This is a genomic window from Paenibacillus sp. J22R3, assembly GCF_056269305.1.
In genome coordinates this window covers 361,212-382,764 of sequence record NZ_JBWDNS010000004.1, presented here as the reverse complement: position 1 = coordinate 382,764, position 21,553 = coordinate 361,212, and the positions used below count along the sequence as shown (strand labels likewise).

Annotated in this window: 17 protein-coding genes and 2 pseudogenes; 3 read left to right on the top strand and 16 right to left on the bottom strand. The window is 48.3% G+C overall.

Annotated elements, in window-relative coordinates; genetic code table 11:
• Positions 1-36: 36 nt before the first annotated feature.
• Positions 37-345, top strand: a pseudogene (locus tag AC0YN4_RS20495) (tyrosine-type recombinase/integrase); the annotation flags it as partial.
• A 794-nt stretch (positions 346-1,139) separates the two neighbouring features.
• Here AC0YN4_RS20495 and AC0YN4_RS20490 read toward each other — a convergent pair.
• From AC0YN4_RS20490 to AC0YN4_RS20475, 4 genes are all read right to left on the bottom strand, one after another.
• Positions 1,140-2,699 carry an ABC transporter substrate-binding protein gene (locus AC0YN4_RS20490; protein ID WP_475783628.1) on the bottom strand — a complete coding sequence of 520 codons (1,560 nt, stop codon included), beginning with the start codon at positions 2,697-2,699 and terminating at the stop codon, positions 1,140-1,142.
• 126 nt (positions 2,700-2,825) lie between these two features.
• Positions 2,826-3,719, bottom strand: coding sequence for a carbohydrate ABC transporter permease (locus AC0YN4_RS20485; protein ID WP_475783627.1), 894 nt, complete (start codon positions 3,717-3,719; stop codon positions 2,826-2,828).
• Positions 3,720-3,726: 7 nt separating this feature from the next.
• Positions 3,727-4,668 (bottom strand): ABC transporter permease, encoded by a 942-nt coding sequence (locus AC0YN4_RS20480; protein ID WP_475783626.1) that lies wholly within the window; start codon positions 4,666-4,668, stop codon positions 3,727-3,729.
• Positions 4,669-4,860: 192 nt separating this feature from the next.
• Positions 4,861-7,182 carry a helix-turn-helix domain-containing protein gene (locus AC0YN4_RS20475; protein ID WP_475836624.1) on the bottom strand — a complete coding sequence of 774 codons (2,322 nt, stop codon included), beginning with the start codon at positions 7,180-7,182 and terminating at the stop codon, positions 4,861-4,863.
• A 253-nt stretch (positions 7,183-7,435) separates the two neighbouring features.
• On the opposite strand from AC0YN4_RS20475, the pseudogene AC0YN4_RS20470 reads away from it, so the two are divergent.
• Positions 7,436-7,636, top strand: a pseudogene (locus tag AC0YN4_RS20470) (tyrosine-type recombinase/integrase); the annotation flags it as partial.
• A gap of 212 nt (positions 7,637-7,848) precedes the next feature.
• On the opposite strand, the gene AC0YN4_RS20465 reads toward AC0YN4_RS20470, so the two are convergent.
• The 9 genes from AC0YN4_RS20465 to AC0YN4_RS20425 form a co-directional block, all read right to left on the bottom strand.
• The gene (locus tag AC0YN4_RS20465) at positions 7,849-8,721 is read right to left on the bottom strand and encodes a tyrosine-type recombinase/integrase (protein ID WP_475836623.1); all 873 of its coding nucleotides are present in this window, start codon (positions 8,719-8,721) and stop codon (positions 7,849-7,851) included.
• A 136-nt stretch (positions 8,722-8,857) separates the two neighbouring features.
• On the bottom strand, positions 8,858-10,495 hold the full coding sequence (gene groL, locus AC0YN4_RS20460; protein ID WP_475783623.1) for a chaperonin GroEL: 1,638 nt from the start codon (positions 10,493-10,495) through the stop codon (positions 8,858-8,860).
• 82 nt (positions 10,496-10,577) lie between these two features.
• On the bottom strand, positions 10,578-10,859 hold the full coding sequence (gene groES, locus AC0YN4_RS20455; protein WP_090983460.1) for a co-chaperone GroES: 282 nt from the start codon (positions 10,857-10,859) through the stop codon (positions 10,578-10,580).
• A gap of 217 nt (positions 10,860-11,076) precedes the next feature.
• Positions 11,077-11,817: a twin-arginine translocase subunit TatC gene (gene tatC / locus AC0YN4_RS20450; RefSeq protein ID WP_475836706.1), complete on the bottom strand. Its 741-nt coding sequence runs from the start codon at positions 11,815-11,817 to the stop codon at positions 11,077-11,079.
• Between the two features lie 135 nt (positions 11,818-11,952).
• On the bottom strand, positions 11,953-12,186 hold the full coding sequence (locus AC0YN4_RS20445) for a twin-arginine translocase TatA/TatE family subunit (RefSeq protein ID WP_475783622.1): 234 nt from the start codon (positions 12,184-12,186) through the stop codon (positions 11,953-11,955).
• A gap of 107 nt (positions 12,187-12,293) precedes the next feature.
• Positions 12,294-13,325 carry a molybdopterin-binding protein gene (locus AC0YN4_RS20440; RefSeq protein WP_475836622.1) on the bottom strand — a complete coding sequence of 344 codons (1,032 nt, stop codon included), beginning with the start codon at positions 13,323-13,325 and terminating at the stop codon, positions 12,294-12,296.
• Positions 13,322-13,816, bottom strand: coding sequence for a MogA/MoaB family molybdenum cofactor biosynthesis protein (locus tag AC0YN4_RS20435; RefSeq protein ID WP_090983463.1), 495 nt, complete (start codon positions 13,814-13,816; stop codon positions 13,322-13,324). The genes AC0YN4_RS20440 and AC0YN4_RS20435 overlap by 4 nt, the downstream gene beginning before the upstream one ends.
• Before the next feature lie 137 nt (positions 13,817-13,953).
• Positions 13,954-14,421: a cyclic pyranopterin monophosphate synthase MoaC gene (gene moaC / locus AC0YN4_RS20430; RefSeq protein WP_475783620.1), complete on the bottom strand. Its 468-nt coding sequence runs from the start codon at positions 14,419-14,421 to the stop codon at positions 13,954-13,956.
• Positions 14,422-14,425: 4 nt separating this feature from the next.
• On the bottom strand, positions 14,426-15,049 hold the full coding sequence (locus AC0YN4_RS20425; RefSeq protein WP_475836621.1) for a 5-formyltetrahydrofolate cyclo-ligase: 624 nt from the start codon (positions 15,047-15,049) through the stop codon (positions 14,426-14,428).
• A gap of 209 nt (positions 15,050-15,258) precedes the next feature.
• On the opposite strand from AC0YN4_RS20425, the gene AC0YN4_RS20420 reads away from it, so the two are divergent.
• The gene (locus AC0YN4_RS20420) at positions 15,259-17,199 is read left to right on the top strand and encodes an ABC-F family ATP-binding cassette domain-containing protein (RefSeq protein WP_475836620.1); all 1,941 of its coding nucleotides are present in this window, start codon (positions 15,259-15,261) and stop codon (positions 17,197-17,199) included.
• Positions 17,200-18,069: 870 nt separating this feature from the next.
• Here AC0YN4_RS20420 and AC0YN4_RS20415 read toward each other — a convergent pair.
• The 3 genes from AC0YN4_RS20415 to AC0YN4_RS20405 form a co-directional block, all read right to left on the bottom strand.
• Positions 18,070-18,918: a class I SAM-dependent methyltransferase gene (locus AC0YN4_RS20415; RefSeq protein ID WP_475836619.1), complete on the bottom strand. Its 849-nt coding sequence runs from the start codon at positions 18,916-18,918 to the stop codon at positions 18,070-18,072.
• A gap of 30 nt (positions 18,919-18,948) precedes the next feature.
• Entirely contained in the window at positions 18,949-19,404 is a 456-nt protein-coding gene (locus AC0YN4_RS20410; protein ID WP_475836705.1) for an HIT family protein, read from the bottom strand.
• A gap of 77 nt (positions 19,405-19,481) precedes the next feature.
• Positions 19,482-21,074: a 2-isopropylmalate synthase gene (locus AC0YN4_RS20405; RefSeq protein ID WP_475836618.1), complete on the bottom strand. Its 1,593-nt coding sequence runs from the start codon at positions 21,072-21,074 to the stop codon at positions 19,482-19,484.
• Positions 21,075-21,553: the final 479 nt, after the last annotated feature.

Here is a 21,553-nt window from a genome sequence, read left to right as displayed (position 1 = left end):
GACGGCGACTATGCCATCTTCTTAAACGTTGGCCTAGATCATGATTTTGTATTCGCTAATTCCGATGAAGAGAACGCAGGATACATACTCGGAGTACCTCAAACAAATTCAGAATCGTATGGCTAGGCTGCTGCGAATAGCTGCGCTCAATCCTAAACTAACTCCCCATTCTCTACGTCATACACACACTTCGTTACTGGCAAAAGCAGGAGTAAGCTTAGAAACAATCATGGCGCGCTTGGCCATAAGGACGACGATACAACCAAGAACGTGTATCTGCATGTCACCAAACCAAAGAAAAAAGAAGCCCCCCACAAGTTCAGTGAACTCATGAGAAGCCTCTAGTTTTCTGCCGAGGTTACCCTTTAGTAACCCAAAGGATAACCTCGCACCTTCAACCCCTGATAGATCAAGGTTTTTCTGATTTATTACATCATGCCGCCCATGCTTCTGGGCGGTTTTTTGCTTCCTAGCAGTTCTGAAAACTCCCTATATATCAAGGTTTCTTTCTCATTCGTCCTCTAATTCCTGTGGAGAAAGTTGAGTGCGTGGGGAAACAGGTGGGGAAATTAACCCACACATTGAATGATTCAGACATACGGATTCAGGCCCGTATTTCGAGTAAACAAAGCATCCTCGCCGGGCAACCTAGAGGAGGTGGGTCACGACAATCAGCATCATAACCGTAGTAGTTTAACATCGTTAACGATGAATTACTAGCTGTGAAGAAATGGCGCAGTGACAAGGTTTTTAAAGTACAGAACTGTAACATCGTTGCCAATCTGCGATGACATATTACGATATTGCGTGAGCATTCTGTGAGCATTGACCTCTTCATTGGAATATCGATTTCAACGTGGCATCCAGCTATGTGGGGACATGGCCCCTCCTGCTATCCCGATGATCTTGTACTGGGTCGCCATATCTTCGCGGCGTTCTGCCCGGCGCTGTTCAGGGCTAGGCAGCCTTATTTGTGCTATCGTAGCCTCTGCTTGAGAAATTAGATCGAGTCAAAGAGAAGTATGGGATGGTGTCGGTTGTCTCTAAACACGATCCATTATGATGTTCACAATAATAGGAAAAAGCCTGAGATCATCCTATCCCAGGCTTTTTCTCTTACTAGGGTGTCAGCCCTCCGCTTACTTCTTGCCTTTCGCTTTCAACCATTCGTCCAGTTGTTTCTGCTTCTCTTCGATTACTTTCGCGGAGCCGGCCTTCTTCATGGCGTCAAGCAGCTTAGGCATGTATTCATTTGGATCAACTGCGCCTGTAGTGACTGCGGCTTCGTATTCTTTGTAAACAGCATCCATGTTGGCCAACTCCGTCTTGACCGGCTCTTGGTTGAATTGGAAGCCCCAAATTTCCGGTACCATAGCTGAGTTGTTAAGCTCGATTGTTTTCGGCCATGTATCGTCCGATTGGCCTTCCAGCAAGTAACCGATTGTAACGTTACCCATTGCCCATGCTACGTTCGGAGCATAGCCGCCGTCTGTCTTCACCTTGATATGAGTGGCATCGAGTTTATCATAATGTTTGCCTTCAACACCGAAGGCTAGGAGATTAAACAACGCCGGATCCGTATTCGCCAGATTGAGGAACATCATCGCTCTCTCCGGGTTTTTTGAAGTATTGCTGATTGCCGTCATAGTCGGCTGAACGCCGGAGAAACGTGGTTCGTAGAGTGGGATGAAGACGACATCTTTGCCGCCCAGGTTTTGTTTCATCTCGATTTCTCCGCCCGGCTTGAGCGTCCACTCGTAGAAAGAGACGATTTTTCCTGCCTTCTGATAATCAGCGAACGTAGCTGTGGCTACGTCTTTATTGACATAACCTTTCTTAAACCAATCATGCAGCAATTGATGAAAAGCTAAATATTCCGGTGCTTCCAGTACATATTCGAGCTTGTAGTTAGGATCGCCGGTTCTGTACTCAATTCCGGCAAGTCCGTCAAAGCCATGCATATAAGGAACAAATGAGTTAGATCTGGAACCAAAGGCAATTTTGTCCGGTTCACCGGCTTTGACCTTCTCCAGGAATGGCTCCAAGTCTTTATACGTCTTGATCGTGCTAATATCCAAGCCGTACTTGTCGACCATTTCCTTCTGAATAACGAAGCCGCCGCCTTGTGCAATAATTTGATAGTTAGGAATGGCGTATAATTTGCCTTGCGAGTTTCTTGCCCCTTCAATTGCCGCTTTCGGCAGGCTGTTGATGAAATCAGGTGCGTAAGTGGTAACCAGCGACTCTAGGTCCTTGAACGCACCTTTGAGGGAGTTGTTCTCATAGTTGAATGCCCAGTTTGACGTCCACATCATATCGAACGTTTCACCTGCAGAGACGATTGTGTTCATTTTCTGATCATAGTCACCGAAAGTAATCGGCAGTAGTTTAACGGTCGCATTGATTTTCGGCTTGATGTACTCATTTACAGCAGCTTCAACCGAAGTAAGATCCGGCTGCAATTCAGGTTGAGGAATATAATAGGTCAGTTCTACAGGCGGCAGTTCTTCCTTCTCAGGCTCTGCCGGTTCGTTAGTAGCCCCTGTCTCTGAAGTAGTGGACTCTGTGTTCGTGGTTGTTGCCGGCTCATTCGTTGACGTGTTAGATTCGTTGTTCTTATTATTCCCGCCGCAAGCGCTTACAAGTAAAACGATTAACATACTTGCCAATAGCAATTTCAGAAAGGCTGTCTTTTTCATATTTAGCTTACCCTCCTAAGTAATTGTTTCGCACTTTGAATTGACCCTGCCCCAGCACCTTCAAACCAACTGTGATTCTTGTACCCCCTCTCGTGGAGTCAACTTACGACGAATCGATTACTGCCGTTAGCCTTTCAAGGAACCCACCGTTAAGCCTTTGACAAAATATTTCTGAAAAAACGGGAAGATGAACATCATCGGACCCGCTGCCAGCACCGTCATTGCCATCCTTGCGGATAAGTTGGGAAACTTGCTTGTATCGATATGTAGACCACTCATAAACTGCGAGCTAGTGGTCAAGAAATTGATGGTACTCATCATTCGCGTAAGCAGCAGCTGAATCGGAACGAGCTTCTCGCTGTTAATGTAGAGCATCGCCGGAAACCAGGAATTCCAGTAGTTAAACGAGATGAACAGGCCGAGTGTAGCGAGTGCGGGCTTGGAAAGCGGCAAGATCATCTGGAAATAAATCCGCCATTCGCTGGCTCCATCCACCTTCGAAGACTCGATAAGCTCCTTGGGGATCTCGCCAATGAAGCCTTTCATAATAAGGATGTAGAAGGGGGACAGCATCCCTGGGAGAATAAGCGCCCACATCGTATCCTTAAGATGCAGGTATTGTGTCATTAAGATATAGGAAGGAACAAGCCCTCCGCTGAACAGCATGGTGAAGAAGATGTAGAACGTCATCGGCTTCACGTAACGATAATCTTTCCGGGACACGACGTAAGCCGTCATGGATGTGAGAGCTAGACTAGCCAACGTACCGATAACCGTTGTCATAATGGTGACCCAGTAAGCCTGGATCAAGATCATAGGCGATCTAAAGATATAATGGTAAGCGTCTGTACTGAATTGGTGAGGAATCAAATGATAACCCTGGGTAACAATCGACTCTTCACTCGTTAACGAGATGGCGATAACGAGCAGAAACGGTACAACCATCGACAGCGTGACGAGAACAAACAAGAGATTGATCCCAATTTCGACGTAGGATACTTTAGGCCCTGTCCTAATCATGATCCACCTACCACAATGAATTTTCCGGATTTATTTTTTTGACCCATAAATTAGCGCTTAGAACGAGGATCAGTCCAACTACGGACTGGAACAAGCCGACTGCTGTAGCCATGCCGACATCTCCGATTTTGGTCAGCGCCCGGTATACGTAAGTATCAATGATGTCGGTCGTCGGGTAGGTCATGCCGGCCAAGCCGCCGTTTGGCACAAAATAATGCAAGCCGAAGTCTCCGGAGATAAGCCCGCCGATCGCCAGGATGAGCAAAATCATAATTAATGGCATGATCATCGGGATGGTGACTTTGCGGGCGATTTGAAACCTTGTGGCCCCATCGATTTTGGCTGCTTCGTAATATTCGGGATTGATGGCAATAATGCCGGCGTAATAGACCAGCGCGCTGAAACCGATCCGTTTCCAAAGCGCAACGATGTTCAATATGTACGGCCAAGGGCCGGCTTCCATATACCAATCATGTGCTTGCAAGCCCACCATTTCCAGCAGCTTGTTCAGTATGCCGTTGTTGATATCGAGTAAAGTGAACACGATATAGTACACAACGACCCAAGATAAGAAGTGGGGGAGGAACAACGCGGTTTGGTAGATTTTCACCGCTTTTCGGGATATTTCGTTCAATAATACAGCGAAGAGAAGCGCGAACACGGTCGTAAAGAAGATGTAGCCGATCTCATACAGCACCGTATTACGCGTAATGCGAATGGCATATTCAGATACGAAAAAAAACTCGAAGTTCTTAAAGCCAATCCATTCGCTGCCGAACATCCCTTTGTCGTAATGGAAATTTTTGAATGCCATAATAATACCGATCATGGGTAAATAAGCAAAAATGAGAATGTACACGACTCCGGGGATGCCAAGCGTAAACAATTCATGATTTTTTTTGAAGTGGCGCCATTCGTTTGCGATCCGTTTCCACAATCCGTTATCCAAATTGCTTTACCCCTTTCCTGCGTAATTGGTTCTTGGTTGTTGCCCTCATTATGGCTGTTTTGACCCTCTCGCATCTAGTGCACAATCAAGGTATTATTGGCGTTTTGAACTGCATTTTTTGTGTTTTACTCCTACAATTCGTGAATAACACGCTTAAAGGCCAACCGCAGCGGTTGGCCTTTAAAGATAAAGCTATCGCCCAATCGATTTTTTCAACCGATACTCGCCGGGTGTACAACCGATCTTCTTCTTAAACAGCTTGAAGAAGTAACTTTGATTGGCGAATCCGGCTTGATCCATAATTTCGTGTACACTGTGATTTTTATGTTCAAGCAGTTCTCTGGCGACACCTAGCCGGACCTCGCCAATATAGTCGGCAACGGAAATGAGCTCGTTCTTGCGGAATAATCGGCCTACGTAGTCCGCGGACAATTTCATCATACCGGCAATGGATTGGAGGCTGAGGTTAATGTCGCCGTAGTTTTGTTTGACAATCTCCTTGATCGTCTCAACCAGGATATCGTTGCGATCCACCAATCCGCTGCGTTTCTGCTGCGTAATGTCATGCAGCGTCTGCCATAGCTGCCTATGAATATCTTCAAGCGTATCCATCTCCAGCATACTTAAGCTAACTTTATTGATATCGATGTCAATGGGCTGTACGCGGTTTTGATTGATTTCCTTCAGGGTTTGCCTAATAATCACCGGTATCTGGGTAATGCCCGTCATAATTTGATCATAGTTGCATGCGGCAATATGGCGTATAAGCTTGTCCAGCGTATCTTCAAGAAGCACGGCATCGTCCGATTTGATTCCTTCGACGAGTCTTTTTTCCAGCTCCGGAAGCAGAGGTTCACTCCTATTGCGCATGTTTTCCTCAACTGAATCGAGGGTAAGCAGTGTGTTTCTTCCGTAAATGAGCTTATACATAATGATCTGCTGGGCTTGATGGTACTGCTTGGAGATATCCGAGAAATGAATGATGCTCTCGCTTATGGCAGCGCTGATTGTTATTTTGTAGTAGCGCTGCACGGTTTCTTGAACCAGCACCACCTTTTCCTTCAGCAGCCCGATTGTATCGCCGAGATCATGCTTCGCACTGACCAAGAACGCCAGATGATCAGATCTCAATTCGGCTCCGACGCAGTGATAGCGGCTACCAATGAGCTCTTCTGCAATGTTCAAGATCGCAAAATGAAACAGCTTCATTTGGCTGGGCTGAAGCAGTTGACTAATTTTCCGGAAGTTATCTATCGCGATGACGATCACGATATAAGAACCGTTCTCCAGAATGTTCATTTGGTTGGATCGGATGATGCCGATGAATTGTTCGTCACTGAGCACCATGCTGCTCGTAAGTAATTGACGAATATGATAAGAATCGATAATGTCCCGGTTATCTCGATGCATCTTTCTCATATCATGCAGATTATCTACGACGTTGGAATATACTTCGGATAAGTAAGCGAGCTCGTCTTTGGCCGCTTGATCCCCGATCCCAAACGGATTACTTTGGATTTGGCTCATGAGCCTGTCAATTGGCTTGTACAGCCTTCGAGATACAAAGACGGCGGCAATAATTGACAGAATTAAGAATACGACCGTTAAGCCAATGGTTGTTTGGCGGATTTGATCGATGCTATGAATGACGGCGTCGTAAGGCTGCGCGCTTACGATATACCAATTGGGTATGACCAACTTGGAGTAGGAGATGATTTGTTTTTGGTCGCCCACTCGCTGAATCATGTACCCATTTGATTTGTTTTCGCGGACGGAACCGGAGAACAAATCTTGGAAGCCAGCCCTGTTCAGATCGGAGCTCTCATTCGTATATAATATTTGGCCTTCGCTGTTCACCAGCATGATGGAGCCTTCCTTCTTCAGCCCCAGTCCATTGATCAGCTTGATATTGTTAAATAGCCATTCCGGCTTAATATTCAACACAAGTGCGCCTTCATCCGGCTTGTACTTACCGAGCGAGTCGTACATGACATAAGAGAATACATCGATTCCCGTGCTCTTCTCCTTCAGCTTCATGGGAATGAACTTCATTTTCTGTACAGCATCGCTGTTATGGAGGAATTCGAGCATATGCTGCGTAGATTCGCTGCTTTGGCTTTTGAGTGCTGAATTCCCTCCTGCGAAGATCTGGTCGCTGTAGCCGTTATAAATGATAATGGAATCTAGGAAGGAAGTAGAGTTAACGATTGTTTCCATTCTACGGAGTTTATGGGTCAAATCTAAAATAAAAACTTCTTGGTTGGACATCAGAGGCTTGAGCTGAACGTCCCAAAACAGGGCGGACACCATATTTTTGGCGATTTCTTCCATGGAGTTAATATTGTAGTTGATTTGTGCCAATGTTGCTTCATTGTACTCTTTTTGCATCTCGACGACAGAATTTCTGGAGGTATAAAACAGCGTGGCAGAGGAACCAATAAGGAAAATAACCGTTAATACAGATATAGATAGCAGAATACGGAGCAGATACTTCTTCGATTGATAGATTTTCAAAAGCCGCATGGGGGTCATACCTTTCCGTCGTATTAGTTCGAATACGGTCAGGAAACGATGGCTAGTAGTGAGCTCGATGTGTATTTATAAATTTACCATATCTGTAGAGGTTTAGGATAGATGAGGCTGCAGACTAGGTAACAGGAATCTACCGCATGTTTGGTCGTCCGGAGGAATATGAGACAAATAAAGCGCATCATTCAGCCGGCAGTACAGCTATGATCGGTGCGATTTTTGACGCGCTTATTCACATCACACTCACACATCCCTCCTTGCAGAAGCAGGCGTCGGTCTTCAAGAGATTATGGAGCAGCTCGGTCATAAGGACGATGATACCACCAAGAGCGTTTATATGCATGTAACCAAGACCATGAAAAAAGAAGCCTCACACAAGTTTGCTCAACTCTGCGAAGCCTCTAATTTTACCCTAGGTGGGGAAAATGTGGGGAACTGACTTCCACCACACTCGAAAACCCTTATAAATCAAGGTATTTTCACCAATCTTACATCATGCCGCCCATGAGGTTAATGTCTGTAACATCGTTAAAGATAATATAAGAAAGTCAGTAAAATTACGCCTTTCGCGACTTCTGACAGCAATATCTTTTAAAATAATTAGTAGTTACTTTAATGCTTGTGGCACCTGTTCGGCACCTATTAGACACTTCAGAGAGAATAAAAAGAGCCTCGGGAAAATATATAACGCATCGTAACAGTAATGTTTTCATTTCGCATTAGCTTTTGAATTGCAAAAGCACTCATTCCCGACATAGCAAGTCGATGACAGAATGTATGACGAAAGGTATGAGCAGATACCCTCACATCCTTAAAATTCATCTTTTGTCCAAGATACCTGAAAATCAGCATCAGTGCGTTTTCAGTCATTTGGGTATTATCTCTTTTCACGAACACAAAATCGCTTACTTCTCCCCAGTGTTGTTTACAAAAACTTCTGTATGCTGAAAATTCCTTTGATAATTTCTCTGTAATCGTGAGCGTATCTTTTCTTCGCGTTTTCCCAAACGTGCTAATTGTTTGATTAATAAAATCAATATCAGACCACTTTAGATTGATTATTTCACCACGCCGTATTCCAGTCCCAAGTATAGTGACTATCATCATATAATCCCGATAAACAACGTAACTCTTCTCTCTTTGCTTAATGTGTCTGTAAAAGTTCAACATCTGCCGAATCTGCTCATCAGTGAAAACATTAATCTTCACGTCTTCTTTTTGCATCTTCACTCGCTGTGCAGGACTCTTCCCAATCACTTCACACTCCACCATGTAGTTCATGAATGCTCTAATTCGCATTAGCTTGGTATTAATAGAACCTGCCTTATTCCCGCGCTCTTGGCATTCCATAAGATGTTGTCGCACATGATTATAAGTAATATCTTCTACCCTCACAACCTCATGACTAATACAATACTCCACAAACTCACCAAGCATGATCTTATAGTTTCTAATGTTCTTCTGAGTCGTATTCTTAAAGCTTCGGTCATCCAAAAAATCTTGGTAAGCAAATTTTAACAACATAAAAAAGACTACCTCCTTGGAATTAGGAAGTAGTCTATTCTTTAGAAATTAGTTTTTCACATGACCTGTTCTCAACAGGTTTGAGATGGAGCGAAAATAACTCGCGTTATTTTCTATAATGCATGGCTCGAAAGCCTTACATCATGCCGCCCATACCGCCCATGCCACCCATGCCGCCCATATCAGGCATGCCTGGTTTGCTTGCTTCTGGTTTGTCAGCTACTACAGCCTCAGTTGTCAAGAACATCGCTGCAACGGATGCTGCGTTTTGAAGAGCGGAACGTGTTACTTTAGCAGGGTCAACGATACCTGCATCGAACATGTTAACCCACTCGCCAGTAGCTGCGTTGTAGCCGATGCCGATTGCTTCTTTTTTCAGACGCTCAACGATAACGGAGCCTTCTTGACCCGCGTTAGCTGCGATTGTGCGAACTGGCTCTTCCAACGCGCGAAGCACGATGTTTACGCCTGTTTTCTCGTCGCCTACAGCATTAACCGCTGCAACTGCTGCGTATACGTTCACGAGTGCAGTACCGCCACCGGAAACGATACCTTCTTCCACTGCTGCGCGAGTGGAGTTCAAAGCATCTTCGATGCGCAGTTTGCGCTCTTTCAATTCGGTTTCAGTCGCTGCGCCAACTTTGATGACAGCTACGCCGCCAGCAAGTTTAGCAAGACGCTCTTGCAGCTTCTCACGGTCGAAGTCGGAAGTTGTTTCTTCCAGCTGCGCACGGATTTGGCCGATGCGAACATCGATGTCTTTCTTGTCGCCAGCACCATCAACAAGGATCGTGTTTTCTTTGGTAACGCGGATTTGACGAGCTGTACCCAGTTGGTCAACAGTAGTAGCTTTCAGCTCAAGGCCCAGCTCTTCTGTGATCACTTGGCCGCCTGTAAGAGCAGCGATATCGCCAAGCATAGCTTTACGACGGTCGCCGAAACCAGGAGCTTTAACAGCTACGCAAGTGAATGTGCCGCGCAGACGGTTAACGAGCAATGTTGCCAATGCTTCGCCTTCAACGTCTTCAGCGATGATCAGCAATTGCTTGCCGGATTGTACAACTTTCTCAAGAACCGGAAGGATCTCTTGAATGTTGGAAATTTTCTTATCTGTGATCAGAATGAATGGGTTGTCCAGGACAGCTTCCATTTTATCTGTATCTGTGATCATGTAAGGGGAGAGGTAACCACGGTCAAACTGCATACCTTCAACCACTTCAAGCTCAGTAACGAAGCCTTTGGATTCTTCAACCGTGATAACGCCGTCGTTGCCGACTTTTTGCATAGCTTCTGCAATCAATTGACCGACTTCATCGTCAGCGGAAGAGATCGAAGCAACTTGCGCGATCGATTGTTGGCTTTCGATTGGTTTAGCAATCGCTTTAAGCTCTTCAACCGCAGCGCGTACTGCTTTCTCGATACCTTTGCGGATAACCATTGGGTTAGCGCCTGCAGTTACGTTCTTCAAGCCTTCGCGAATCATCGCTTGTGCAAGAACAGTAGCTGTAGTTGTACCGTCACCGGCAACATCGTTTGTTTTTGTAGCAACTTCTTTAACGAGCTGAGCACCCATGTTCTCGAATGCATCTTCAAGCTCGATTTCTTTTGCAATGGAAACACCATCGTTCGTGATCAATGGGCTGCCGAATTTCTTCTCAAGCACCACGTTGCGGCCTTTAGGACCAAGTGTAACTTTAACGGCATTTGCAAGTGCATCCACACCGCGCAGCATTGCGCGACGAGCGTCTTCGCCGAATTTAATTTCCTTTGCCATCGTAGATAAACCTCCTAGTTAATCTTATTAGTTTAAGTAAAAAGCGTTGCATGTATGTGGAGTCCAAGCCCCCGAAGGCGGCTTAACCCAGGATCGCGTGAATGTCGCTTTCTTTCATAATCAAAAGCTCTTTACCTTCGTATTTCACTTCGGTACCTGCATATTTGGAGAACAATACGCGGTCGCCTTCCTTAACTTCAAGCGCAATACGTACGCCGTCCTTAACCGCTCCGCTGCCCACAGCGATTACTTTGCCTTCTTGCGGCTTTTCTTTAGCTGTTTCCGGCAACAAAATGCCGCTAGCAGTCGTTTCTTCTTTCGCGATTGGTTCGATCAATACGCGCTCACCCAAAGGTCTGATCATGAAAAATAGCCTCCTTTTGATATTAATACTGCAAATTGTTTGTCCCGTTAGCACTCGCAATCATCAAGTGCTAATAACATTTCTAATCATACCGATTTTAATTACAGATTTCAAGTCTCTCGCACTCAATTTATATGATTTTTACATTCCATTCCTGGGGGAATGCAGCCATCCTCCATGCATGACATACCAAAAAAGCCGGCTTTCGCCGACTTTCCTATTTGTCTCCGTATTCTTCTTCCCATGCTTGCGCAGCCTTCAATTGTTTGCGATAGACAACGCTCGAAAGCATCACGCTGACTTCGTAGAGCAAGATGAGCGGAACAGCCACTAAAGAATCGGATATGAAATCCGGCGGCGTTACGACGATTCCGACAATAATTAGTAAGAAATACGCCAGCCGTCTCATTTTCTTAAGTCGTTTCGGATTCACAATGCGCAGCTGCGTCAGAAACATGATGACGATCGGCAGCTCGAAGAGCAGCGAAATCGGAATAACGATGTTAAACAGAAACGTAAAGTACTGAATGATCCCGTAGTTCTCTTCAAGGTTCAAATGCTTCGCCACATCGGTCGTAAAATTAAACGCCATCGGGAACACTACATAATAAGAAAACGCTAATCCGATCAAGAACATAATCAGTACGAACGGAACAAACATAAGCGCCGCCCGTTGTTCCTTGCGACCAAGCGCAGGTCTTACGAAAGACCACAACTGATAAGCAGTTGCCGGCAAGGCGAAGATGAGGGCAATGACAAGGGCAAACTTCATATACATGCCAATACCGTCCCACAGTGAGAACGCATAAAATTTCATGCCCTTAACCGGTTCTTGATCCAGCAGAAATTTGTAAACCGGATTGGCCAAGAAGAGTCCAATAATCATCCCAATGACAAGGATGACTAGGATGATAATAATTCTCTTCCTTAGCTCGCCGATATGGTCGAACAAGGTCATTAAATGATCGCCGCGAGCCGCTTCCTTCTCGGCCGTTTCATCTTTCTCAACTACCACCGCTATGCTCACCTCTTCTCACGCCTGAAATCAGCTTGTACCGCCCTACCTGACGGTCATAAAAAAAGCGGGCCCCACTTACTCTGGGAGCCGCTTCTCGTCTTTGTGCTCATCGCGGTTAACTTCAACCCGACTCACTGGCTTGCGGTTGCGATCATCATCATCTTCCATGATATCCTTCGCACCGGCTTTAAATTCCTTCAGCGTACGGCCGAAAGCGCGTCCGAGCTCAGGCAACTTATTCGGTCCGAACAACAATAAAGCGACAAGGGCAATAAGTAAAAATCCTGTCACACCAATTCCACTAAACATGATTGGCAGCCTCCTTTAAATTACGAGTTGTACATACACGGAATTCCGCTCTTACAAGCAGAAAGGAATAATAGGCTTCGTCCGGGTACACCTCTCACTTCATAGGATTAGCAGCTGTTCAAGCCACCATAGCCCATGGAGACAATGTCCTCTCTGGTGATGATATCGCCTGCCAAGATACGCGGCAATAACACGTTAAACGAAGTATAGGGATCATGCATGACGCAGCCTGGGAGTCCCATAATAGGAACGCCGTTCAAGTAGCCCATAAGCAGCATCGATCCCGGAAGCATCGGTGTTCCGTAGCTGACAATCTCTGCACCGGACTCTGCAATAGCAGCAGGCGTACGGTCGTCGGGGTCCACTGACATCCCGCCGGTTACCACTATCATATCATAGGACTGCTGCAGCAAGTAGTGTATTTCCTTGACAATTATATGGCGCTCGTCCGGTGCGAACCGCTGCTCCATCACTTCGGAACCCAGCTCCTCCACGATGCGCCGTACTGCCGGCCCGAATTTATCTTCTATACGGCCGGAGAACACCTCGCCGCCTGTCGTTAGGAGCCCAATTCTAAACTTGCGGAGCGGCTTAAGACGCAGCGGTGATTGTCCTTCATGCTGCGCGCGGTAGCTGCTGATCAGCTCCTCTACCGCCTGAACTTTCGACTCCGGCACAACGAGCGGAATGACACGTGTCGCAGCCAGTTGACCGCCGGGCTTGACGACTGCATGTGTGCGCAGTGTAGCCAGGGCGATTTCGCCTAAATCATTGATCGCGTGAACGATCGACGGATCAATCTCAGCAATAGCCGGCACATCCAGCGCAGACTTCACCGCTACTTTACCCTCATGGGGCTCAGATAGCTGCAGCCCTTCGCCCTGAAGGGCTAATGCCATTCGCTTCGCCGCATCGTCTTCATGGAGTTCACCTTCGCCAAGCTCCATAATATAAATATGCTCCTTGCCTATATCAAGGAGCTTCGAAATGTCATTTTGTTCAATGATATGTCCTTTTTTGAACAATCTGCCTTTAAATTGCCCGGGAATAATCTGAGTCAAATCATGCGCAAGCCGCAAGCCGATCGCTTCTTGAACCGGCACTTCCTTCAGAATCGTTCCGTTCTTCGGCCTCGTCATTCGTTGTGCTCCCCCATTCGCCCCGAGAGAATATTGAGCGCGTGAGGCAGCTGGTCCATTATGGCCATCAGATTCTCATGCACGCCTTTGGGACTGCCGGGCAAATTGATAATGAGTGAGCGGCCGCGAATGCCACATACACCGCGCGAGAGCATTGCTCGTCGTGTACGCTGCATAGCTCCCATTCGCATGGCTTCCGCCAGTCCTGGCACGAAACGGTCGATGACCTTCATCGTGGCTTCCGGTGTCAGATCACGTGGAGCAAGTCCGGTTCCGCCTGTCGTAATAACGAGATCCGCTTGAAAGTAATCCGTCATTTCAATTAGAGCAGCCATTATTTCATCCTGTTCGTCAGGTACAATTCGGTAATCGACAATTTCGCCGCTAAGCTCCTCTTCCACCAGTTCCCGGATTACCTGTGCACTGGTATCTTCCCGCTCGCCGCGCGATCCTTTGTCGCTGGCTGTCAACAACGCCACTTTCCACCGCATGAGCTTCTCCCCCGTTCACATTTATGAAAAAGATATGCCAGGTACAGCATGATGTACATCATGAAATCTAAACGCCATTAACGATACCCGTTGAAGTACGACGCTGCGCGCGCTGTACTCGGGCAACGTTTCACGCGTTATCGCTTATAATCGCCGTTCTTGCCGCCGCTCTTCTCCGTCAGCATGGTTGGCCCGATCACCATATCCTTCTGCAGCGCCTTGCACATATCGTACACGGTCAGCGCAGCCGCTGAAACAGCCGTTAGTGCTTCCATTTCAACACCGGTTTTGCCGGTGGTCTTGACCATTCCTTCTATGTATAGCTCATCCTTGCCATTATCTGCAAAAGCCAGGTTAACGCCAGTCAGCGGAAGCGGATGACACATCGGAATCCAGTTCGATGTATTCTTCGCCGCCATAATGCCAGCCACCTGCGCAACGGCCAGCACATCCCCCTTGCCGATTGTGCCCGCTTTAATGCGAGATAATGTATCCGGCGCCATCGTAACTGTCGTACGTGCGACAGCAATGCGGGAAGTGATCTCCTTATCGGACACATCCACCATCCGTGCGCGCCCTTGTTCGTTGAAATGAGTCAAATCCACGCGCCTAGCGCCTCCTTGTTAGCCCATGTTCAGTAATGACTGCATCTACATAGGCATCGTGCTCATCCATAGGGATACGAATTTCATCCTTCATCCACTGCGCCTCATACCCTAACCCGATCCATTCGGGCATCGCTCTGCCTGATGCGGCGGCCAGCCCTCTCATTAACTCATGAAACCGGTCATAATAACCGCCTCCATAACCTAATCGGCCGCCCCACTTATCAAAAGCAAGTCCCGGTACAAATACAATGTCCGGGATAAAATCCGGTTCGCAGCGCTGCGCAGCCTGAGGATCTGGTTCCTTAATGCCATAAGCGCCCGGCATAAGTTCATCCCAAGCCCGCAGCCGGTATAACTCCATGCCCCGGGTTGCTTGAATGCAACGCGGTGCGACAACGTCGATTCCTTTGCGCCAGCACCACTCAATGAGCAGGGTAGGATCAAGCTCCGAGCGAAAAGGAATATACACCATTACGCTTCGGACCGTCTTGCCCGGTCTTGCTTGCAGCCACTCTACCACGCGCTGGCAGGCCGTGTCGGACCATGCCAAGCGCAGCTGCTCAGGGTAGCTGTCACGCTTCTTAATCGCGGACAGCCGGGCTGTTTTCTTCTCCGATTGACTCATTCATGGTCACCGCTTTGCCTCTTATTGGCCGCAATGGCGTAAGTTTCAGTCATAGTTGTACTTAGTTTACCACTGTTGCCCAGATTTCGCCAATAAGACGAAGGCAACCCATATCCGTGTTTAAAGGCGTGAACCTTGTCGCGTTATGCGGCTTTTTCATGTACACTTAAATGTATAGGAATTCAACTTATTTGGAGGTTTCACCTATCATGCTTCTTCAAGTATCCGATATATCCAAAAGCTACGGAGTAAGCAGTGTGCTCTCGTCCATCACCTTCCAAGTGCAGCCTCGCGAGCGGGTTGGGCTTGTCGGTGTCAACGGCGCAGGCAAATCGACGCTGCTTCGTATTATCGCCGGCGAGATGTCTGCCGATTCCGGCACCATCTATAAATCCAAAGAAACAACGATCGGCTATCTCGCGCAATCCAGCGGCCTGCAGTCGGATCAAACGATCGATGCAGAAATGCATGCTGTATTTGCTCATCTAATAGAAGCGGAGCAAGAGCTTCGCGCATTGGAACAGCAAATTGCCGACCCGAAGATGCACGAAGACGCCAAGCAATATGAGGCCCTTCTTAATCGGTATTCCATGCTATCCGATTGGTTCCGCGAGAAAGGCGGCTTTGAGGTTGAAACGAAGATCCGCGGCATTTTGCACGGGATGGGTTTTGGACAATTCCCTCCCGATACGATTATCTCGACATTAAGCGGCGGGCAGAAGACACGACTGGCACTTGCGCGTATTTTGCTGCAGTCCCCAGACCTGCTGATGCTCGATGAGCCTACGAACTATCTGGACATTGAAACGCTCACTTGGCTGGAGGATTACTTGCGCGGCTACGATGGCGGCATTCTGGTCGTCTCCCATGACCGGTATTTCCTCGATGCGGTTGTGCAGACGATCGTCGAAATTGAGCGTCACACGGCTAAGCGCTACACCGGCAATTACTCCCGTTATATTGAAATCAAAGCGGCAGAGTACGAAGCGCAAATGAAGCAATTCGACAAGCAGCAGGATGAAATCGCCAAGCTGGAGGATTTTGTGCAGCGCAACATCGTGCGCGCCTCCACCACGAAGCGTGCCCAGAGCAGACGCAAGGCGCTGGACAAAATGGATCGACTCGACAAGCCGCTAGGCGACTTGAAGAAAGCGCATTTCTCCTTTGAAATTGAACGCCAAAGCGGCAATGACGTACTGGATGTCCGTGATTTGTCGATTAAATTCCAAGAGAAATCCGACCCATTGTTCCAAAATGTATCATTCCGTCTGGAACGCGGCGAGAATGTTGCTCTTATCGGACCGAACGGGATCGGCAAATCGACATTGCTTAAATCGCTTGTCGGCCAGCAGCCGTATGAACACGGAACGATTCGCTGGGGCACCAACATCAAGATCGGTTATTACGATCAAGAACACACCGGGCTGAACCACGCGAATACGGTGCTTGAAGAGCTGTGGGGCACTTATCCTTCTATAGAAGAAGCTCGTATTCGTACCGTGCTTGGCAACTTCCTCTTCAGCGGTGACGATGTGAAGAAACGGATCAGTTCGCTAAGCGGCGGAGAACGTGCACGCGTCTCTTTGTCGAAGCTGATGCTGGCTCGCGCCAATATGCTCATTCTCGATGAGCCTACCAACCATTTGGACCTCTATAGCAAAGAGGTGCTGGAGTCCGCGCTTATGGATTACGATGGCACGTTGCTGTTCATCTCCCATGACCGGTACTTCCTCAATAAAATGGCGGAGCGGATTGTCGAACTGGAGCCGCAGGGAACACAGCATTTCCTGGGAAATTATGACGAAATGATCCAGAAAAAACGTGAAAACGATGAACTGCAGATGGAAACGCTGTCATTTCCGCAAGGAAAACAGGGAAAGCCTACAGCAGCGCCGGATCCGGCCCCTGTTTCCTCCTATGAAGCCGACAAACAAGCGAAGCGTGACGAACGAAATCGTCAGCGTAAACAAGAGCAATTAGAGAACGAAATTGCTCGTCTTGAAGGTGAAATTACGGCACTCGAGGAGCAGCTTGTAGACCCTGAAATCTACAACGATTATGTGCGTGTGCAGAGTATCCAAACGGATTTGGATGGACTTAAGGCACAGCTGCAAACCGTTTACGAGTCTTGGGAAGAGTTGTTGGCTTAACCTGTCGTTTAAGCAGATAAAATAATAGAAACGAACCAAACCGAAATCCGGACAGCACATCTGCTGTCCGGATTGTTTCATTTCAGCTGCCAATCGAGATGAGATGACGGCAGCTTTCCACGGCATATGACATCGGCAGTAACAGTAGTAGGAAATATTCTACGATTTCGGCACGAATGGGACAACTTCGCAATCTATCCCCCTTGTCCACAGACATATCCACAGCGCGGGATGAATTGTGCGGCAATTCTGGCACTATTAACGACGTAAAACAATAATAAATTTAACGTTTCTTTAACAATTCGTCAGATGTGGTTACAGACGGTGGCATTTTACCCACATTATTAACATTATCCACAGGTGGACTGTGAAAAACTTATCCCGATTTTGTTCACATTGTAAACGCCCGATTTCTGCGGGTTTGCGAAGTTTATACACATTCCTTGCTGCTATTGTGGGTAATGTTGGGGATAAGTTGTTTAAGAGCTATGTTGGGACAGTCTTCCGACTGAATTTCGCGCTAATGAACCGGAGAGACCTTTGCGCGGTGCGCGGCGCGGGTGCGCGGTTTCCTCCTGCTCCCTTGATTGTTGCATATCATGCAACATTTCAGGAGCTTGGCGGTTAAAATGGTGAAATTGTTGCGCTTTGTGCAACATTTTACCTCTATTAATGCCTTATAAGCTCGTCTTCTAAGCGAATGTTGCATATCGTGCAACATTTGTGGAATTAGGAGGCTGATACGGAGAAATTGTTGCAGTTTGTGCAACAATTTCTACTTTCCCTCGTTAAACGGCACAGCAAAAAAGAGGCATCTCAAAAGTCGTCCTGCATCCTTTTGATAATGCCTCTTTATTTAACATCCGCCAACTATACTCTTCTTCCGATGTAGAGTAAATGCGAGGACATCCCCATTACCGACGAATCCCTCGCCATCCGGATGAGCAGTTGAATAAGCTGCTGATACGTTTCCTCCCCCTGCTCCGACCAATAGCGCCATTGGTCCGCTCCGAGGACTGCCCCCATGTTCGTGGATCCGATCAACTCCAGCGTCTGGAAGCCATTTGATTCCATAAACGGTCGAATAGCCTCGAGCTCATGGAAGTAGGCTCCCGTGTAGCGTCCTTCATCGGCATGATCGAAGATTCCCTTCTCTTGAAACGCCTCGATAGCATCCAAGCGATGAAGCGGCTTCCAATGCTCCGGATCAAGCAGCGCATTCATCACTTGATTGACTCGGCTGCGAAAAGCTACGAATACGACGCCTCCCGGCTTCGTCACTCGGTGAAGCTCACGAACAGCCTTGGCGCGATCCGCTGCATGCTGCAAATGGTACAGCGGGCCCATGAGGAGCGCGGCATCGTAGCTGTTATTAGCTAGCAAAGTGAGCTCGCAAGCATTGCAGACATGGAAGCCGCCGGTGAAACGCTCGGTTAGCTCAAGCTCGTCGGCTTTTGCCTCAGCAAGCTCAACAAGTGCAGGCGTAAGGTCCGTCAGCGTCAACTCATAGCCTTCTGCAGCAAGTGCCATCGCATATTTGCCAGGGCCAGCCCCATTATCCAGCACCTGGCCGGCTGGCGGCAGATACTGTTTCAAATAATGCATGTTAACCGTGAACTCCAGCGGTTCCCGGTCAAGCCGGCTCCATTCTCGCTCGCCAAAGCCGGTATAATACGCCACCACACGTTCCTTGTTCCCCTGATCTGCCAGTTGCCCCATCGTGATTCCACACCCCTCTCGTCGAATCCTTCAGATTGCTCGCAAATACCCGCGCAGCTTGGAGCAAATCTTCTCGACTTCCGCTTCTCCGCCACGTGGAGCGTCCGGCCAGTTTATGAGGTTCATCGGATTTCGATAGGGATCCGGCGTTCCTGCATACCTCGGGATGAGGTGCATATGGAAATGCGGTACGCCATCCCCTTGCACAAAGCTGTAAATATGCTCTGCACGCAGAACATCCTTTAGCGCTCGGCTCACCTCGTTCACAATAACCCCCACTGCAGCAGCTTCCTGCACGGACAGATCACCAAGTCCCGGCGTATGACGTTTCATTTCCACCATGACATAGCCTAAGTAAGCGGATTGCTCTTCGCCCCGAAACCCCATATGACCCACATGCACATGCCCATCCTCATAAATCGTGCTCCCAACCGACTGGATGTCACCACGATGCTTTCGGCAAATAAAACAGTCTTGATCATTCATAGACACCTGTTGCCGCCTCCCTCACGAACGAACCTTAAACCTTGCAGCTAAGACCCTGAGAAGTGAATTCCGTCGAATCAGCTGCTTTTCTTCTGAATGAGTTCCTCTTCCACCGCATCATCCTGCGCACTCATCAGCAGTTGATTGCAAGCACTCACATAAGCCTCAGCCGCCGCCAAAATAATATCGTTATGCACAGCCGTCCCCGTATACCGCCGATTGTTATGCACAATTGCGACGATTGCTTCCCCGCGTGCATCCTCGCCTGTTGATATCGAATGCAGCTCCAGATCCTCGAACTCCGCAGTTACCGGAATCGCCTGCTGCAGGCAGTGAATGACAGCTTCCAGCGGCCCTTTACCCGTTCCTGTCAGCGTGCGCTCTTCCTGCGAATCGCGTTCACGAATGGTAACCGAAGCGATGCGAGAACGCTGCGTCCCCGCAAGCACCTGCAAATCAACAAGCGTATAGGGATCATGCTGCGTGTCTGTCGATTCGCTTGCTAGCCGGACCAGAACATCGTCAGGCACGATTTTCATCTCATCTGCTTTCTCAATGAAACGGTTATACACATCCAGCAGCTGCTCGTCGTTCAGTTCAATACCGTAGTCAGCCAGACGATGCTTGATCGCATGACGGCCGGAATGTTTGCCAAGCACGATCATGCTGCGCGGAATGCCCATTGCTTCCGGGTCCATAATTTCGTACGTGTTCCGGTTCTTAAGCAATCCATCTTGATGGATGCCTGACTCGTGCTGAAAAGCGTTCCGCCCCACGATTGGCTTGTTGTAAGCAATCGGGAAGTTCATCGCCCGGCTCACCATCCGCGACGTTTCGTAAATCTCGCTTTGGACGATGCCCGTTTCCGCTCCGATCGCCGATTTACGTGTCTCGATCGCCATCACAAGCTCCTCCAGCGAACAGTTTCCGGCACGCTCGCCGATTCCGTTCACCGTCACTTCGACCTGCGTCGCCCCTGCGTTAATCGCCGCTAAGCTGTTGGCTACCGCTAGACCAAGATCATTATGGCAATGCGCGCTATACTGCACTTTATCCCCGCCTCTTGCCCCAGCTCTCACGCTGCGGAACAACTCGCCGTACTCTTCCGGAAGGGCATAACCAAGCGTATCCGGCAGATTGATGACGGTCGCGCCTTCAGCGATGACAGCCTCAACCATCTCGATGACGAATTCACGTCCCGAACGGCTTGCATCCATTGCGGAAAATTCGATTTCATCGACGAATTGCTTGCCGTATGCAACCATTTCGCGGGCGATAGTAAGCACCTGCTCGCGGGATTTCTTCAATTGGAAATCCAGATGGATATCCGAGGAGGATATAAAAATGTGCAACCGGCGCCTTGCTGCGTCCATTGTAGAGCGGACTGCTGCATCGATATCGCCTTTGATTGCACGGGCAAAGCCGACGATTTCAACCCCTTGCAGCTCACGAGAAATTTGCTGTACCGCCGCGAATTCGCCCGGGCTCGAGATCGGGAAGCCCGGCTCGATAATGTCGACGCCAAGCTTCGCCAGCTGGCGGGCAAGTACGATTTTCTGCTCGGGACGCAGCGTTGCGCCCGGTGACTGCTCGCCGTCACGAAGGGTGGTGTCGAAGATACGGATGATTTTGTTACCGGATTGGGTTTGGGTTTGATTGTTAATGGTCATAAAGGTTAGCCTCCTAAAGGTTTGGTTGTTGGATTCGAGAGAACAGAAAAAGCCCGCCGTCTCCTGATGAATCAAGAGACGACAGGCTTCGTGAGCATGCCGCGGTACCACTCTAGTTGCCCGGCCTTATCGAGGCCGGACCCGCTTATGCAGCATGGTTCGCCACCGGCATGAACGCCGGAAAGCTGCTGCACCTGATGACGGTGGTTAACCGTAACTGAGGTAGGATACGCGAGTGTATCGCGCTATTCCCTCGTTCCGCTCCCAGGCGAGTTTCGGATATCCTTCGGCTGCGTCGCACCACCCCGCAGCTCTCTGCTTTCCCGGATTGTTCCTACTGCTCCTGTTCTTCGCGTTTGATTTATGGGTCGATCAAGTATGTGCGTCTGTATTCCAGATGTTTCGAGTGACTGCATTTCTCTTCAAAACCGCTTCTCGGAAAACAAAAAAAGCCTGACGTCTCTTATTCAAGAGACGAC